The following is a 16,348-nucleotide window of genomic DNA, read 5'->3' as shown; positions in this document are numbered from 1 at the left end:
ATTATAGATTAAGTTAATTGTATAGACTGAATTACCATATCTTTATCAATACCATCTATCACTTCAGCATGGCCAATTTTAGTTGGTATAACAAGCCTTAATTGCCCAGATAATACTTTTTTGTCTCGTAACATATGTGGCAGATAAGATTCAATTGACATTTTTTTTGGTCTGTTAACAGGTAGTTTAGCGCGAATTAATAAGTTCTTAATTCGTTCAATATCAGTTTGATCCAATTTACCAAGTAATTTGGCTGTTTGTGCAGCCATTAGCATACCAACACTGACAGCTTCGCCATGTAGCCAATTTCCATAGCCTAGTTCTGCTTCTATGGCATGCCCATAAGTGTGACCAAGATTTAAGATTGCTCGCATGTTTTGTTCTGTTTCGTCAGCAGCAACCACTTGTGCTTTGAGTTCACAGCAATGGTAAATACAGTAGCTTAATGCATTAACATCTAGGTTTAGTAAATCGTTGATGTGTTCTTCAAGCCAATCAAAAAATTTAGCATCTAAAATAATGCCGTATTTTATAACTTCGGCAAGTCCAGCCGAAAGCTCTCTTTGCGGTAATGTTTTTAAACAACTAAGATCAATCACTACAGACTGTGGTTGATAAAATGCGCCAATCATATTTTTACCCAGTGGGTGATTAATCGCTGTTTTACCTCCTACCGAGGAATCAACCTGTGATAATAGCGTTGTCGGCACTTGAATAAACTTAATTCCACGTTGATAAGCTGAAGCGGCAAATCCTGCAATGTCACCAATCACACCTCCACCTAGTGCTATAAGTATACTACTGCGAGTATGATTGTTTGCCAGTAACGTTGTCAAAATGCTATTCCATGTTTCCATGGTCTTATATTTTTCACCATCGGGAACAACAACTGAATCGGTTTTTACACCATGCTTTTCAAGCATATCAATTAGTGTTTGTAAATAAAGTGGGGCTATGGTTTCATTGGTAGCAATGAGTACGCGTTGCCCTGCTTGGAGTTTAAAATGTTGAAATTCACTTAGTAGATTTTCACCAATTGTGATTGGATAACTGCGTTTAGCTAGCGCTACATTTAATGTTTTTTGCATATTAATTTCCAGACAAGTCAAAGTGGATTTATTGTTGCATGTTAGCGATAAAAAAGTGGCAGTGCAACTTAGAATCATTTAAACTTGTCAATAATTTCTATTTGTGATATTAAATTTTATATGTCTTTATCTATTGTTTTAGCACAAAAAAATTGGCGTGTGGGCGACATTGAAGGAAACGCTCAACAGATTATTGAATTGATAAATAGCCACTCATCCGATGATCTCATTATTTTTCCAGAACTTGCTTTGTGTGGTTATCCACCCGAAGATTTAATTTTTCGTTCTGATTTTAAAGCTCGTTGCCAAAAAGCATTATCGTTGATTCAACAAGCGAGTCGGTACTGTGCAGTTATTGTTGGACATCCGCATTGGCAAGATCAAAATATTTATAATGCCCTTTCATTTTTTTATGATGGCGAATTGTTAGCTCGCTATCATAAACAGCGATTACCTAATTATGATGTATTTGATGAAAAGCGTTACTTTACGGCTGACAATCAAACTTGCGTAGTTGATTTTAAAGGTAAAAGGATTGGTTTACTAATTTGTGAAGATCTTTGGCAATTTGAGCCAGTTGATAATATCCATAAGGCTCAGGCTGATTTTGTTGTGGCTATTAACGCTTCGCCTTATGACTGCGACAAGCAGAAAAATCGTCGAGAGTTAGTTAAACAGCATGTTAAACGAACAGGTTTACCTTTCATTTATGTTAATCAAGTGGGTGGTCAAGACGAGCTGGTGTTTGATGGCGGATCATTTGTTTGTAATGAGCTTGGTGAAATTGTTTGTCAGCTAAAATCATTTGAAGAGCAAGTTTCTTCTTTTGAATATGGTGTAAATCATCAGGCGATAATTGATAATAATGAAAATGATCAATTAGCTTCAGTTTATGATGCATTGGTACTTGCGACTCGCGATTATGTTACTAAAAATGGCTTTCAAGGTGCAGTATTAGGACTGTCTGGAGGGATTGATTCAGCTTTAACCCTTGCTATTGCAGTTGATGCGCTAGGAAAAGATAAAGTGCAGGCAGTGATGATGCCATTTCGTTATACAGCCGATATTAGTATTGCTGATGCCAAAGAAGAAGCTGAAATATTAGGGGTTGAATTTGATATTATTTCGATTGAGCCAATGTTTGATGCGTTTATGGCATCGTTAAGTCCAATGTTTGTTGGTACGCCAAAAGATACTACTGAAGAAAATCTTCAAGCACGTTGTCGTGGTGTTGTTTTAATGGCACTATCAAATAAACGGCGCAGGCTGGTGCTGACAACGGGTAATAAAAGTGAAATGTCGGTAGGTTATGCAACTCTTTATGGCGATATGGCTGGTGGGTTTGATGTTCTGAAAGATGTGCCTAAAACCATGGTTTTTGCATTGTCAAAATATCGGAATACTCGTTCTTATGTTATTCCTGAAAGAGTGATTACTCGCCCTCCATCAGCAGAGTTGGCTCCAGATCAAAAAGATGAAGACAGTTTACCGCCTTATGATATTTTAGATGGAATTTTGAAAGGTTATGTCGAACTTGATCTTTCCGTTGAACAACTTATTGCGCAAGGTTATGATGAAGCAACTGTAAGGCGTGTTATTAAATTGGTTGATATAAATGAGTATAAACGTCGCCAATCAGCGGTCGGTCCGAAAATAACAGCTCGTAACTTTGGCAAAGGTCGCCGTTATCCTATTACTTCTGCTTTTGGATTTAAAAATTGGTGATCTTGAATTAAAGGTAAATTAAATATGAAAAAGATTGAAGCTATTATTAAACCATTTAAATTAGATGATATTCGAGAGGCACTTGCTGATCAAGGTATTACAGGTATGACAGTTACTGAAGTTAAAGGTTTTGGTCGTCAAAAGGGGCATACTGAACTTTATCGCGGTGCGGAATATATGGTTGATTTTCTGCCGAAGGTGAAAATTGAACTTATTGTGTCTGATGATATTTTAGAAATGTGTATTGAGACTATTATGAAGACAGCACAAACCGGTAAAATTGGTGATGGCAAAATTTTTGTTTATAACGTTGAACAAGTCATTCGTATTCGAACTGGCGAAATGGATGAATCTGCGATTTAGTTTAAATTACTGAATGTCAGGTCGTTCTTGTTTGAGTAGCTCAGAAGTCACAATACCTTGAATCGAACAAATAAGAAGGTTCATATTTGGGCTTTTTTCGAGTAATAGCAGTTTTTCGGTGGTATCTGGAGCTGGAATGGTTTTAACACCGACAACAGTTCCGGTATTTTTATGCCAAGTCTGGAGATCGTCATTAATATTACGAATCTTTGGATTTGCGATATACAGTAGGTTATCTTCCATATTTTTCCAATCTACAAAATTCAAAGCATCTTTGATTTGATTAATATCATTATCGATTATAAATCCCCAGAAATAATATTTTCCCATTTTGCCAAGATCCATGGCACTATCATAATAGCCAATGATTGTTAGGTTTTTATAAGTCATAGGAGTTTTGAAATAAACGTAGTTTTTAGTTATATCAGAGCGATTTTCAATAACAATATTGGCTTGATTTTTATTAAAAACTTTTATATTAGTATATTTTTCTAGTTCATTTTTATTGCTATAAACTTCTTTAAAAAAATCAGAGTTGCAAAGCATTAACGAATCAATCAATGGCACTTTATCGGCTGATGCGATAAAAGAATAAAATATAAAAAATAGAGTAATGATGTTTTTTATCATATTGATTCGATTAGGCAAAATTTAGGTACCAAAATTAATGACCCCGTGATTGTATAATTATTACGACAGAATAACAATGTTAAAGCTATTTTCTTTTTTTCTAACTATTTAGCTTTGTCTTTCTTTGCTAAAACTCTTTACAAAAATTAATTTAATTTCACAAAAATATAATTTATCAAGTAATAATGTATTTTATATTTATATATGGAATGCAGATCGCATATTTATGTATTAATTTAGAAATAGTTTGAATATAAAATAACTATAATTTAGATTAACTATTAAGTTACTTCAGTTACTCAATAAAGTTTAGATGGAAATTAATTATGTGCTCAACATTTGCAAATCGAATTTTAACAGAGCTTTCTGACGTTGAAGATATTTCAATTAAAACGTTTTTTGGAGGATTTAGTGTTAATAGTAAAGATATAATGTTTGGTTGGGTTACCCAAAAAAGCTTTTATTTAAGAGGGCATCCAGATTATCGTTCACTTTTTATTAATTTGGGTATGCAGCCATTAAGTATAACGACAGGCATGTCTACTAAATTGCTTGATTATTATAAGGTAGGTAATGAACTTTTTAAGGATCATGAAAAACTGTTTTCTATGGTACAGATGGTGATAAAGTATACTAAAAAAGAGCAATATGAAAAAAACGAAATCAAAGCAAAACGGATAAAAGAGTTGCCAAATATGACTTTGTCGTTAGAAAGGTTATTGTGTAGTGTTGGAATTAAAGATGTTGATACCTTTCAAAAGGTAGGTTATTTGAATGCATATTATAAAATAAAACAAAAAAAAGAAACCATTTCCATTAATATATTGTTTGTTTTATATAGTTCTTTACATCGTTTTCATGTTGCAACTTTGTCCAAGGAGACTAAAAAAGAAATTGAACTTGAATATCAATGTTTTTTAAACCAGATGGATAATGACTCATATAAAGAATAATTTTGACTGGCTATGTTGATCAAAGTACTTATAATAATATCACCATAATAATAACAGTTATCTAAAAATGCTTTACGATGAAGTATAATTACATTTTTAGATAATTTTTTATGGTTGATATTATTTATGTTTTCTATCTACTATTTAGTTTAGTCAATTTGATGGTTTTCTACGTGGTGGACGTCTAAATGGTTTTGGATGAGGCAAATCAACCAGTAGCGCAGAAGGATCATATTGGCTAACAGGAATAGCATGATCAATTGCTTTTTCAATAGCAGGTAAATTTTGCGAATAACGTTCACAGGCTAATGAAATTGAGTAACCTCCAGCTCCTGCACGCCCTGTTCTTCCAATTCGATGACGATAATCATCACAATCATCGGGCAGATCATAATTAAAAACGTGAGTAACATTAGGTATATGTAATCCTCTGGCTGCGACATCGGTAGCAACTAAAATATCAAGATGACCTTGGGTAAATTGTTCTAAAATTGATAAACGTTTTTTCTGAGCAATATCACCAGTTAATAATCCAACACGATGACCATCAGCGATAAGGTGCCGCCAAATCTTTTCGCAAGTTACTTTGGTATTAGCAAACACAATGCAACGATCAGGCCATTCTTCCTCAATTAGTGTTTGTAAAAGTGCTAATTTATCTTCGTTAGATGGGAAAAATAGTTCTTCTTTAATGCGATGCCCAATTTTTTGTTCTGGTTCAACTTCAATATACTGAGGATTATTCATATGCTCAAAGGCTAATTCACGCACGTTGTGTGTTAATGTTGCAGAAAACAACATGGTTAATCTTTTTTGTGGTGGTGTCATATGTTTGAAAACCCAACGTATGTCACGGATAAATCCTAAATCAAACATGCGATCGGCTTCGTCTAATACGACAACTTGAATTGCGTCTAAATTAATATAATTTTGCTTTGCATAATCAATCAATCGTCCTGTTGTGGCAATTAAAATATCGACCCCTGTGGAAAGCATTTTTAATTGTTTATCATAGCCATCACCACCAAAAGCTAATCCTAATTTTAATCCTGTTTCTTCAGATAGCCGTTCAGCGTCATGGTATATTTGTACAACTAATTCGCGTGTAGGGGCAATAATTATTGCCCTTGGTTGATTTATTTTGTGATCAGGTAAAGGCTCATGATTCAACAAGTGATTAAATGTTGATGCTAAAAACGCCATGGTTTTGCCTGTTCCTGTTTGTCCTTGCCCTGCAATATCCATTCCGTTAGTGGTTAGCGGTAATGTCTTTTCTTGAATTGGTGTGCAATAAACAAATCCTTTTTTTTCAAGTGCTTTTAACACTGAAGGATGAAGAGGAAATTGGCTAAAAGTTGTTTTGGTAAGATATGATTGAATCATTATTGTTGTGAATATAATTATCAGAATTGTCAGATTATAACACACTAAATATAGTGACATCACTAATAATTATATCCTATTATACTAATTGCTAGTAGAGAAATTCAAAGTATTCTATTATTGTAAAAAGTAAAAATGTAGGAGACAAAAATGAGTGATAATATCGTTCAGTTATCAGAAGCAACTTTTGATAAAGTAGTTAATGAATCATCGAAACCAGTACTCGTTGATTTTTGGGCTTCATGGTGTAAGCCTTGTAAAATGGTTGCTCCGATTTTGGAAGAAATAGCTCAAGAATATAGCGATAAGATAGTTATTGCCAAATTGAATATTGAAGAAAATCCCAATATAGCACCTAAATTTGGTATTCGAGGTATTCCTACTTTATTGATTTTCAAAAACGGACAAGTAGCTGCCACTCAAGTAGGAGCTTTATCTAAAGCTCAACTTAGAGATTTTATTAATCCTCAATTGTAATAGTTACTTTATGTTTTTATAATATGGTTAATAGAGTAATGAATTTTGCATTACTCTTTTTTTGTGTCTTTAATTTTACTAGATTTATTAATTTATAATAGTTATATTCAATTAATTGTAGACAAATTAATGATTTTAGTGTAATCTGTGCTTCTCTTACATGTATCCCTTTCTGTAATTCATTGTTTTTATTGGTAAAGTGGTGAAATTCTATATTCAAATGTTCAATTATCATCAAAAGCTTAGCAATCGATTGAATTTAAGTGTTGTAAGAGAGCTTTTTTATAAGCGAATTAAACAAATATACAAAAATAATATTAAATTGCAAACATATCAATTTTATCCTCAAGAATTTTTAACATTATGAATTTAACTGAATTAAAAAACACTTCTGTTTCCGAGCTTGTAGCGCTTGGAGAAAAAAAGATGGGGCTTGAAAATCTTGCCCGACTTAGAAAACAAGACATTATTTTTGCAATCTTAAAACAACATGCCAAAAGTGGTGAAGATATTTTTGGTGATGGCGTACTGGAAATTTTGCAAGATGGATTTGGCTTTTTGCGTTCAGCTGATAGCTCTTATTTAGCTGGTCCTGATGATATTTATGTATCACCAAGTCAGATTCGACGATTTAATTTAAGGACTGGTGATACCATTGCAGGTAAAATCCGTCCGCCAAAAGAAGGTGAACGATATTTTGCTTTGTTAAAAGTAAATGAAGTAAATCACGATAAACCAGAAGATGCCCGCAATAAAATTCTTTTCGAAAACTTAACTCCACTTCATCCAAATTCTCGTTTACGAATGGAACGAGGTAACGGTTCTACCGAAGATATCACCGCAAGAGTTCTTGATTTAGCATCACCAATTGGTAAAGGTCAACGTGGCTTGATTGTTGCACCACCAAAAGCAGGTAAAACAATGCTTTTACAAAATATTGCACAAAGCTTAGCGGTTAATCATCCTGAATGCGAGTTAGTTGTATTAATGATTGATGAGCGTCCCGAAGAAGTGACCGAAATGCAGCGTCTAGTTAAAGGTGAAGTTGTTGCATCGACATTCGATGAACCAGCAGCAAGACATGTTCAAGTTGCTGAAATGGTTATTGAACGCGCAAAACGTTTGGTTGAACATAAAAAAGATGTGATTATTTTATTAGATTCGATCACCCGTTTGGCTCGTGCATACAATACAGTTGTTCCTTCATCAGGTAAAGTGTTGACTGGTGGTGTGGATGCGAATGCATTACATCGTCCGAAACGTTTTTTTGGTGCAGCACGTAATGTGGAAGAAGGTGGTAGTTTAACAATTATTGCAACAGCATTGATTGATACTGGCTCTAAAATGGATGAAGTTATCTATGAAGAGTTTAAAGGTACAGGTAATATGGAAGTCCATTTATCGCGTAAAATTGCTGAACGTCGTGTGTTTCCTGCTATTGACTTTAATCGTTCAGGTACACGTAAAGAAGATCTAATGACTTCGCCTGATGAACTACAAAAAATGTGGATTTTACGCAAAATTCTTAACCCAATGGGTGAGACTGATGCAATGGAGTTCTTGATCGATAAACTTGCCATGACTAAAACTAATGATGAGTTTTTCGAAATGATGAAACGTTCATGATTTATTCAGTTGATAGTAAATATCATTAAAGTCATGAAAAAGAGCCGTATTGTATTCTGATACGGCTTTTTTTATGGCAAAATATAGCGTAATTTATAAAACTTAATTAAGTTTTAGGTGTTGTTAAAACCTTATGGTTAAGGTTATAGAGGTTTAATAAAGGAGCCAAATCATGTCAAAACAACAAATCGGTGTTATTGGAATGGCAGTTATGGGGCGAAATCTTGCGCTCAATATTGAAAGTCGAGGATTTTCTGTTGCTATTTATAATCGCTCTAAAGATAAAACAGAACAAGTCATGGCTGAACATTCTGATAAGAAATTGGTTCCTTATTATACAATTGAAGATTTTGTCAATTCTTTAGAAAAACCACGCCGTATCCTGATTATGGTGCAAGCAGGTAAAGGTACCGATGCGGTAATTGATGAGTTGCGTCCACTTTTAGATAAAGGTGATATTATTATCGATGGCGGGAATGCCTATTTTGAAGATACAATTCGTCGAAACAAAACATTGTTAGCAGAAGGATTTAACTTTATTGGTACTGGTGTTTCAGGTGGCGAAGAGGGAGCGCTAAAAGGTCCATCAATTATGCCTGGTGGGCAAAAAGAGGCTTATGAATTAGTTGCACCAATATTAGAGAAGATTGCTGCTAAGGCTAATGGTGAGCCTTGTGTTGCTTATATAGGTCCAAATGGCGCTGGTCATTATGTAAAAATGGCTCATAACGGCATTGAGTATGGCGATATGCAACTGATAGCTGAAAGCTATTCGGTATTAAAACATGTTGTTGGTTTAACTAATGATGAACTTGCTGAGGTGTTTACAGATTGGAATAAAGGCGAGTTAGACAGTTATTTAATCGAAATTACCGCTGATATCTTTAAGCATAAAGACGAAGATGGTAATTATTTAATTGATGTGATTTTAGATGCGGCAGGCAATAAAGGTACAGGTAAATGGACCAGCCAAAGTGCTTTAGATTTGGGTGAGCCTTTATCTTTAATCACTGAGTCTGTATTTGCTCGTTATCTATCAGCAATTAAAGATCAGCGAGTTGCGGCGGCAAAAGTGTTAAAAGGTCCTCAAAAAGCGCCTTATAGTGGTGATAAGCAGGAGCTCATAGAAAAAGTCCGTAAAGCACTGTATATGGGTAAAATTATTTCTTATGCACAAGGTTTTGCACAGCTAAAAGCTGCTTCTCATACATATCAATGGAATTTAAATTATGGTGAAATAGCTAAGATTTTTAGAGCAGGGTGTATTATTCGTGCACAGTTTCTTCAAAAAATTACTGATGCTTATGCCGATAATAATGAGATTGATAATTTATTGTTAGCGCCTTATTTTAATCAAACAGTTGAGGCTTACCAACAATCATTACGTGATGTGGTATCTTTAGCGGTACAACAAGGTATTGCTGTTCCAACACTTTCAGCAGCGATTGCTTATTATGATAGTTATCGATCAGCGGTATTACCAGCTAATTTGATTCAAGCTCAGAGAGATTATTTTGGTGCTCATACCTATGAGCGTATTGATAAAGAAGGTGTGTTCCATACCGATTGGTTAAATATTGAATCTTAATATTTTCAATTTATAATCTTATTTTGCTATACAAGAGTGCAAGTAAGTTTGCACTTTTGTATAGCTTTTTCCCCTTTTGTATCTCAATATTTCATAACTCCTTGTCATTATTGATTTTAAATTTGTCAAGTGATTTCATTTATTAAAAAGCCTAGAAAAACACTATATATTGTGTATAATTGAATATTATTTACTATATATAGTGTTATTTAAGCGGTAGAAAGCCTCGGGATTATATCAAAAAACTAATGATTTGATAAAAAATGAATAATAACAACGAATATTAATGTTGGTATAACACCTGTGACTAACGCGAGTTATTGATGGATATTGAGGAGTATATATGCCTGTAGTAATAAAACGAGATGGTTGTCAAACTGCATTTAATGAGACTCGAATTAAAGATGCAATTGTCAAAGCAGCTGTGGCGACGAATGTTCATGATCCTGATTATTGCGAAACGGTTGCTCGTGTTGTTACTAATCAAATGAGCGAACGTGAAAGTGTTGATATCAACGAAATTCAAAATGCAGTTGAAAATCAGTTAATGTCAGGCCCTTATAAAAAATTAGCGAGAACTTATATTGAGTATCGTCATGATCGTGATCGTGCTCGAGAAGAACGTAGCCGTCTAAATCAAGATATTCGAGGGTTAATTGAGCAAAGTAATGTCGCCATTTTAAATGAAAATGCTAACAAAGATAGCAAGGTTATTCCAACTCAACGTGATTTACTTGCGGGTATTGTAGCAAGGCATTATGCAAAGCAGTATTTATTACCTAAAGATATTTCTCGTGCTCATGATTGTGGTGAAATTCATTATCATGATTTAGATTATGCGCCATTTTTCCCTATGTTTAACTGTATGTTAATTGACTTAGATGGTATGTTAACAAATGGTTTTAAAATGGGTAATGCTGAGATTGAGCCTCCAAAATCAATTGCTACAGCAACTGCGGTAACTGCACAAATTATAGCGCAAGTGGCTAGCCATATTTATGGTGGCACGACCATTAATCGTATCGATGAAGTTTTAGCAAAGTTTGTTACTATTAGTTATAACAAACACAAACAAGTGGCTGAAGAATGGAATATCCCAAATCCAGAAGCTTATGCTGAAAGTCGCACTCAAAAAGAGTGTTATGATGCATTTCAATCTCTTGAATATGAAGTAAACACTTTACACACAGCTAATGGACAAACTCCGTTTGTTACTTTTGGTTTTGGTTTAGGAACTAGTTGGGAATCACGCTTAATTCAAGAGTCTATTTTAAAAGTTCGTATCAAAGGATTAGGTAAAAATCATAAAACAGCAGTTTTTCCAAAACTTGTTTTTGCCATTAAAGATGGTATTAACCATAAACAGGGCGATATTAATTATGATATTAAGAAACTTGCACTTGAGTGTGCAAGTAAACGGATGTACCCAGATATTTTAAATTACGATAAAGTTGTTGAAGTGACGGGTTCATTTAAAACGCCAATGGGTTGTCGAAGTTTCTTGGGCGTTTATGAAGAAAACGGCCAGTTAATTCATGATGGGCGCAATAATTTAGGTGTAATTAGTCTAAATTTGCCTCGTATAGCTATTGAAGCTAAAGGTGATGAAGCTCGATTTTGGGAAATTTTAGATAAACGTTTAGAACTATGTAAAAAAGCATTAATGACGCGTATTGCTAGACTTGATGGCGTAAAAGCAAGAGTGGCACCAATTTTATATATGGAAGGTGCTTGTGGTGTAAGGCTTAACGAAGATGACAATGTTTCTGAAATTTTCAAAAATGGGCGAGCTTCAATTTCTTTAGGTTATATTGGTCTTCATGAAACATTAAATGCACTTTACGGAAATCAAACGCATCCATTTGATAGTGATAAATTACGCGAAAAAGGTGTGGCAATTGTTGAGCGTTTACGTAATGCGGTGGATCAATGGAAGAACGAAACTGGTTATGGGTTTAGTTTATATAGCACACCAAGCGAAAATTTATGTGATCGATTTTGCCGACTTGATACGGCTGAATTTGGTGTAATTCCAGGTGTTACTGATAAAGGTTATTACACTAACAGTTTCCATCTTGATGTTGAGAAAAAGGTTAATCCGTACGAAAAAATTGAATTTGAAAAACCTTATCCTCAAGTTGCTAATGGTGGTTTCATCTGTTATGGCGAATATCCAAATATGATTAACAATATCAAAGCATTAGAAGATGTTTGGGATTATAGTTATTCACGAGTTCCTTATTATGGGACTAATACGCCAATAGATGAATGTTATGAATGTGGTTATACCGGTGAATTTTCTTGTACCAGCAAAGGCTTTGTTTGCCCAAGTTGTGGTAATCATGATTCTTCAAAAGTATCGGTTACTCGTCGTGTTTGTGGATATTTAGGTAGTCCTGATGCCCGCCCATTCAATGCAGGTAAACAAGAAGAAGTAAAACGTCGAGTTAAACATTTAAATAATGGTCAAATTGGTTAATAATCAATAAATATTTATGAATTATCATCGTTATTATTCTGTCGATGTTGTTAATGGGGAAGGAACTCGCTGTGTTCTTTTTGTTGCCGGGTGTGTACATCAGTGCCCAGGTTGCTATAACAAAAGTACATGGGGAGTAAATTCTGGTTTACCATTTACACAAGCACTTGAAGATCAAATCATTAAAGATTTACAAGATACTGAAATAAAACGTCAAGGATTATCGCTTTCTGGCGGTGATCCTTTGCATCCTCAAAACGTTGCAACTATATTAAAACTGGTCCAACGTGTTAAATCTGAGTGCGATAATAAAGATATCTGGCTTTGGACTGGGTATAAGCTTGATGAGTTAACTGCTGAACAACAAGCAGTTATTCCTTATATTGATGTGTTAATTGATGGAAAATTTGTGCAGGAACTTGCTGATCCTCGTCTATTATGGCGAGGAAGCAGCAATCAAGTTATCCATCGTTTTAAATAAAAATCATGGGCTAATTAGTGAGATTTATGTAAATTTAGAAGATAAGAAATAGCTTCTCGGTAGTTAATTTCAAGATTTTCGCTACTTGATGAAGTGATATGCAAATCAGTAATTTTGCCATTATGAATTCCATAAACCCAACCATGCAAATTAACCTTTTGACCTCGTTGCCATGCAGATTGAATAATTGTAGAGTGTCCAAGATTGTAGACTTGTTCGATTACATTAAGTTCACATAAAACATCCAAACGGATATCGGGTGGAAATTCCCCTAGAAGTGAGCTGTTTCGAAACCAAAGATCACGAATATGCAGTAACCAGTTATTAATTAGCCCTAAATCAGGATTTTCAACCGCATCACGAATTCCACCACAACCTAAATGACCACAAACAATGATATCTTCAATTTTAAGTACATCCACTGCATATTGAACGACAGATAAACAGTTTAAATCAGTGTGTATTACAAGATTACCGACATTACGATGCACAAATAACTCACCTGGCTTTAACTTAATGAGTTTTTCTGCTGACACACGACTGTCTGAACAGCCGATCCATAAAAATTTAGGATTTTGTTCAACTGCAAGTTGTTTAAAAAATTCAGGATCTTCTTGCTCTATTTTTTCTGACCATTCGTGGTTAAAACGGATCAGATCGTTTACATCAAACATAATTAATATTTCCCAATATATTTCATTATTATTTTTTTATTTTAAGTTATTCAATATGCTGAATCTTACTTTTCATTATTAATTTACGCCACAAAGGAGTTGTTAATAGTTTGGCTTTAACAATTTTACTATAAAGTTTGAAGCGTAATGGTATTGTACGTTGATAATAACATTTATTAGGTTTTGGATGGCCACTATTTAATATTTTACTTAAAATTTCAGCGCTATCTAAAGCATAGCTAATACCTTCTAACGAACTTGCACTAATAAAACCAGCAGCTTCACCAATTAAAAAAATATTTTCATTACCAGTATAAAAATCACGTAGCCGATTTGGATAAACCACTAAACATTTTTCTGTTTTGAGAGGTTTGCCAAAAATAAAACCTTGTGTAGTCAATTTTTCTTTTAATTGTTCAAAATTTTGATTCGCTACTTTTTTAGGAAAAGCACCGCCAAAGATAAAATAACCATTTTTTGAAATACTCCACGAGTAGCAATTTGTTAATTCATTGTCGAATATACAAGAATTAAATGGAGTTGGATGTTGCTCTATAAACCATTGTTGTATCGCTACATATTGTCTTATCGTATGTTGAGGATATCGCATTCGTCTAACCAGAGAATTGGCACCGTCAGCACCGACCACATATTGAGCAGTGGCGTTGTGTTCATTTTTATTTTCATCAAGATAAGTGATCTGATAACCATCAATAATGCGCCTTACTTCTTTACAGAGTGTATTATGAAGAACGGTTACATTTGATGGTATTAGTGACTTTAGCCACAGATCAAATTTGTGCCGATCAAAACTCACATAACTTCGCTGATAGTTGCGAATAAGTTTGGTTTGTAAGTCATAAGTTCTGACATTAAAAATTTGAGGATCAGTTAAAATATCAGCGGGTAAGTTTATATTTTGCCTAGCAAAGGCTTTTTGTGCATCATCTGCTAATAGTCCCCCACAAGGTTTATGAAATCCGCCATTTCCCGTTTTATGTTTTGTATCTAATGCAATGACTTTGAATGAAGGACTCAGTAAACGGGCTAGCGTACTGCCAGCAGGCCCTAGTCCTATAATCGCGATATCGTAATCCATGTTATTGTGTAGTTCTTTTTTACCATGTTTAAAAGCCATTTATGTTAGCAAATTAAATTATGTGTGACTATTAAAGATGAGCACTTCTCTATGCCAGTTAACTTGTAAAAAAGTTTCAGGTAACTATGTGTTTCAGTATAAAATTAGATATAAACGTTCTTTTTTAATGAATTTATTTTTGTTATTAATCTGACTTGTTTTTGCAAGTGAATCAAATATATTTTTCCCTCGACTGAATATTATCGTATTGATATAAGGACATCTTGCGGTATATGTCATATAACCCAAATTGTATGTGAAAATAGTATATTCACTATAAGGCGCTAATTTGTTTGAGTCAATCATTGATTAATCGTAATTATTTACTAGATTCAAAATAAGATAAAATTTTTAACTTATTGATTTTTAGTTGTTTTTATTGATCTCAAAAAAGCGATATTTTTAATTTTTAATGAAATTCATTTAACTATTAGTAAATAGCTTCTATAATAATCGCCAATTTATCACGCATAAGAGTTAACAATGGAAAAGTTTCACGTAACAGGTCCAACATCGCTAAATGGCGAAGTGGTTATTTCTGGCGCAAAAAATGCTGCGCTACCCATTTTATTTTCTGCAATTTTGGCAGAAAAACCAGTAGAACTTCGAAATGTTCCTAAATTAAAAGATATCGATACAACTTTGGAATTGCTAGGCCAGCTAGGTGTAAAATATGAACGAAATGATTCTATTTACCTTGATGCAGGTCATCTGAATAACTACTGTGCACCTTATGAGCTAGTAAAAACTATGCGTGCTTCAATTTGGGCTTTAGGCCCTCTTGTCGCTCGTTTTGGGCAAGGACAAGTTTCATTACCTGGCGGTTGTGCTATTGGTGCAAGACCTGTTGATCTTCATATTAGTGGTCTTGAACAACTTGGTGCGACAATCGCACTTGATGAAGGCTATGTTAAAGCGTCAGTCAATGGAAAACTAAAAGGTACTCATATTGTCATGGATAAAGTGAGTGTTGGCGCGACCGTTACGATTATGTCAGCCGCAACTTTAGCTGAAGGCAAAACTATCATCGAAAATGCAGCATGTGAACCTGAAATTGTTGATACCGCTAAATTCTTAAATATGTTAGGCGCTAAAATTACTGGTGCTGGTACAATGCGTATTGAGATAGAAGGGGTTGAACGTTTAGGTGGTGGTATACATGAAATAGTTCCTGATCGTATTGAAACAGGGACTTTTTTAGTTGCGGCAGCTATATCTAGAAGTAAAATCACTTGCCGTAAAACTGATCCAACCCTACTTGATGCGGTGCTTTCTAAATTGAAGGAAGCTGGTGCTAAGATTGAGGTAGGTGAAGATTGGATTTGTTTAGATATGCAAGGAAAAAGGGCAAAAGCTGTTAACATTCATACTGCTCCGCATCCAGGTTTTCCTACTGATATGCAAGCACAATTCTCATTGCTAAATATGGTTGCTGAAGGTACAGGAATCATTAAAGAAACCATTTTCGAAAATCGATTTATGCATGTTCCTGAGCTAATTCGCATGGGTGCAAAAGCAGAAATTGAAGGTAATACCTTAATTACCCATGGTGTTGAAACATTGAGCGGTGCACAAGTGATGGCGACGGATTTGCGGGCGTCAGCGAGTCTAGTTTTAGCTGGTTGTATTGCTGAAGGTTTAACCACTGTTGATCGTATTTACCATATAGATCGAGGCTATGACAATATTGAAGCAAAATTAAGAAAATTAGGCGCCAATATTGAAAGGGTGAAATAATTCATT

General features: G+C 34.4%; 14 protein-coding genes. 9 read left to right on the top strand and 5 right to left on the bottom strand.

Annotated features, from left to right (window positions below; translation table 11 throughout):
• Positions 1–8: 8 nt before the first annotated feature.
• Positions 9–1,088 carry a 3-dehydroquinate synthase gene (aroB, locus tag ACGH80_RS00145; protein ID WP_034910466.1) on the bottom strand — a complete coding sequence of 360 codons (1,080 nt, stop codon included), beginning with the start codon at positions 1,086–1,088 and terminating at the stop codon, positions 9–11.
• Between the two features lie 120 nt (positions 1,089–1,208).
• Between aroB and ACGH80_RS00140 the strand changes: the two genes are divergently transcribed.
• Both ACGH80_RS00140 and glnB read left to right on the top strand, forming a co-directional pair.
• Positions 1,209–2,813, top strand: a complete 1,605-nt coding sequence (locus tag ACGH80_RS00140) for an NAD+ synthase (protein ID WP_174798875.1) — start codon at positions 1,209–1,211, stop codon at positions 2,811–2,813.
• 24 nt (positions 2,814–2,837) lie between these two features.
• Positions 2,838–3,176, top strand: coding sequence for a nitrogen regulatory protein P-II (gene glnB, locus ACGH80_RS00135; RefSeq protein WP_034910467.1), 339 nt, complete (start codon positions 2,838–2,840; stop codon positions 3,174–3,176).
• A gap of 6 nt (positions 3,177–3,182) precedes the next feature.
• On the opposite strand, the gene ACGH80_RS00130 is transcribed toward glnB, so the two are convergent.
• Positions 3,183–3,806 (bottom strand): hypothetical protein, encoded by a 624-nt coding sequence (locus tag ACGH80_RS00130; protein WP_051634156.1) that lies wholly within the window; start codon positions 3,804–3,806, stop codon positions 3,183–3,185.
• A gap of 326 nt (positions 3,807–4,132) precedes the next feature.
• On the opposite strand from ACGH80_RS00130, the gene ACGH80_RS00125 reads away from it, so the two are divergent.
• Positions 4,133–4,759, top strand: coding sequence for a TfoX/Sxy family DNA transformation protein (locus ACGH80_RS00125; protein ID WP_174798876.1), 627 nt, complete (start codon positions 4,133–4,135; stop codon positions 4,757–4,759).
• A 153-nt stretch (positions 4,760–4,912) separates the two neighbouring features.
• Here ACGH80_RS00125 and rhlB read toward each other — a convergent pair whose 3' ends face one another.
• On the bottom strand, positions 4,913–6,142 hold the full coding sequence (gene rhlB, locus ACGH80_RS00120; RefSeq protein ID WP_065609437.1) for an ATP-dependent RNA helicase RhlB: 1,230 nt from the start codon (positions 6,140–6,142) through the stop codon (positions 4,913–4,915).
• Positions 6,143–6,292: 150 nt separating this feature from the next.
• Here rhlB and trxA point away from each other — a divergent pair, with 150 nt between their 5' ends.
• From trxA to nrdG, 5 genes are all read left to right on the top strand, one after another.
• The gene (gene trxA, locus ACGH80_RS00115; protein ID WP_085163891.1) at positions 6,293–6,619 is read left to right on the top strand and encodes a thioredoxin TrxA; all 327 of its coding nucleotides are present in this window, start codon (positions 6,293–6,295) and stop codon (positions 6,617–6,619) included.
• Between the two features lie 363 nt (positions 6,620–6,982).
• A complete protein-coding gene (rho, locus tag ACGH80_RS00110) occupies positions 6,983–8,245 on the top strand; it encodes a transcription termination factor Rho (RefSeq protein WP_034910472.1) in 1,263 nt (420 codons plus the stop codon).
• 172 nt (positions 8,246–8,417) lie between these two features.
• The gene (gndA, locus tag ACGH80_RS00105; protein ID WP_411578244.1) at positions 8,418–9,833 is read left to right on the top strand and encodes an NADP-dependent phosphogluconate dehydrogenase; all 1,416 of its coding nucleotides are present in this window, start codon (positions 8,418–8,420) and stop codon (positions 9,831–9,833) included.
• A gap of 343 nt (positions 9,834–10,176) precedes the next feature.
• The gene (nrdD, locus tag ACGH80_RS00100) at positions 10,177–12,312 is read left to right on the top strand and encodes an anaerobic ribonucleoside-triphosphate reductase (protein ID WP_085163892.1); all 2,136 of its coding nucleotides are present in this window, start codon (positions 10,177–10,179) and stop codon (positions 12,310–12,312) included.
• Between the two features lie 16 nt (positions 12,313–12,328).
• Positions 12,329–12,793 (top strand): anaerobic ribonucleoside-triphosphate reductase-activating protein, encoded by a 465-nt coding sequence (gene nrdG / locus ACGH80_RS00095; RefSeq protein ID WP_065589618.1) that lies wholly within the window; start codon positions 12,329–12,331, stop codon positions 12,791–12,793.
• Positions 12,794–12,807: 14 nt separating this feature from the next.
• Here nrdG and can read toward each other — a convergent pair whose 3' ends face one another.
• Entirely contained in the window at positions 12,808–13,467 is a 660-nt protein-coding gene (can, locus tag ACGH80_RS00090; RefSeq protein WP_034914468.1) for a carbonate dehydratase, read from the bottom strand.
• A 46-nt stretch (positions 13,468–13,513) separates the two neighbouring features.
• Positions 13,514–14,605, bottom strand: coding sequence for an FAD-binding protein (locus ACGH80_RS00085; protein ID WP_411630367.1), 1,092 nt, complete (start codon positions 14,603–14,605; stop codon positions 13,514–13,516).
• Between the two features lie 483 nt (positions 14,606–15,088).
• Here ACGH80_RS00085 and murA point away from each other — a divergent pair, with 483 nt between their 5' ends.
• Complete coding sequence (gene murA / locus ACGH80_RS00080) at positions 15,089–16,342, top strand: UDP-N-acetylglucosamine 1-carboxyvinyltransferase (RefSeq protein WP_174798879.1); 1,254 nt, start codon at positions 15,089–15,091, stop codon at positions 16,340–16,342.
• Positions 16,343–16,348 lie beyond the last annotated feature (6 nt).

The sequence above is a fragment of the Gilliamella sp. BG1 genome (genome assembly GCF_046635625.1).
Lineage (GTDB): Bacteria > Pseudomonadota > Gammaproteobacteria > Enterobacterales > Orbaceae > Gilliamella > Gilliamella bombi.
This window is presented reverse-complemented; position numbering and strand designations above follow the sequence as displayed.

Excerpts from the sequence above, each read along its gene's own strand:
- ACGH80_RS00085 (WP_411630367.1), bottom strand. The coding sequence starts at position 14,605 with ATGGCTTTTAAACATGGTAAAAAAGAACTACACAATAACATGGATTAC.
- rhlB (WP_065609437.1), bottom strand. The coding sequence starts at position 6,142 with ATGATTCAATCATATCTTACCAAAACAACTTTTAGCCAATTTCCTCTT.
- rho (WP_034910472.1), top strand. The coding sequence starts at position 6,983 with ATGAATTTAACTGAATTAAAAAACACTTCTGTTTCCGAGCTTGTAGCG.
- can (WP_034914468.1), bottom strand. The coding sequence starts at position 13,467 with ATGTTTGATGTAAACGATCTGATCCGTTTTAACCACGAATGGTCAGAA.
- trxA (WP_085163891.1), top strand. The coding sequence starts at position 6,293 with ATGAGTGATAATATCGTTCAGTTATCAGAAGCAACTTTTGATAAAGTA.
- nrdG (WP_065589618.1), top strand. The coding sequence starts at position 12,329 with ATGAATTATCATCGTTATTATTCTGTCGATGTTGTTAATGGGGAAGGA.
- ACGH80_RS00125 (WP_174798876.1), top strand. The coding sequence starts at position 4,133 with ATGTGCTCAACATTTGCAAATCGAATTTTAACAGAGCTTTCTGACGTT.
- gndA (WP_411578244.1), top strand. The coding sequence starts at position 8,418 with ATGTCAAAACAACAAATCGGTGTTATTGGAATGGCAGTTATGGGGCGA.
- ACGH80_RS00140 (WP_174798875.1), top strand. The coding sequence starts at position 1,209 with ATGTCTTTATCTATTGTTTTAGCACAAAAAAATTGGCGTGTGGGCGAC.
- glnB (WP_034910467.1), top strand. The coding sequence starts at position 2,838 with ATGAAAAAGATTGAAGCTATTATTAAACCATTTAAATTAGATGATATT.
- ACGH80_RS00130 (WP_051634156.1), bottom strand. The coding sequence starts at position 3,806 with ATGATAAAAAACATCATTACTCTATTTTTTATATTTTATTCTTTTATC.
- nrdD (WP_085163892.1), top strand. The coding sequence starts at position 10,177 with ATGCCTGTAGTAATAAAACGAGATGGTTGTCAAACTGCATTTAATGAG.
- aroB (WP_034910466.1), bottom strand. The coding sequence starts at position 1,088 with ATGCAAAAAACATTAAATGTAGCGCTAGCTAAACGCAGTTATCCAATC.
- murA (WP_174798879.1), top strand. The coding sequence starts at position 15,089 with ATGGAAAAGTTTCACGTAACAGGTCCAACATCGCTAAATGGCGAAGTG.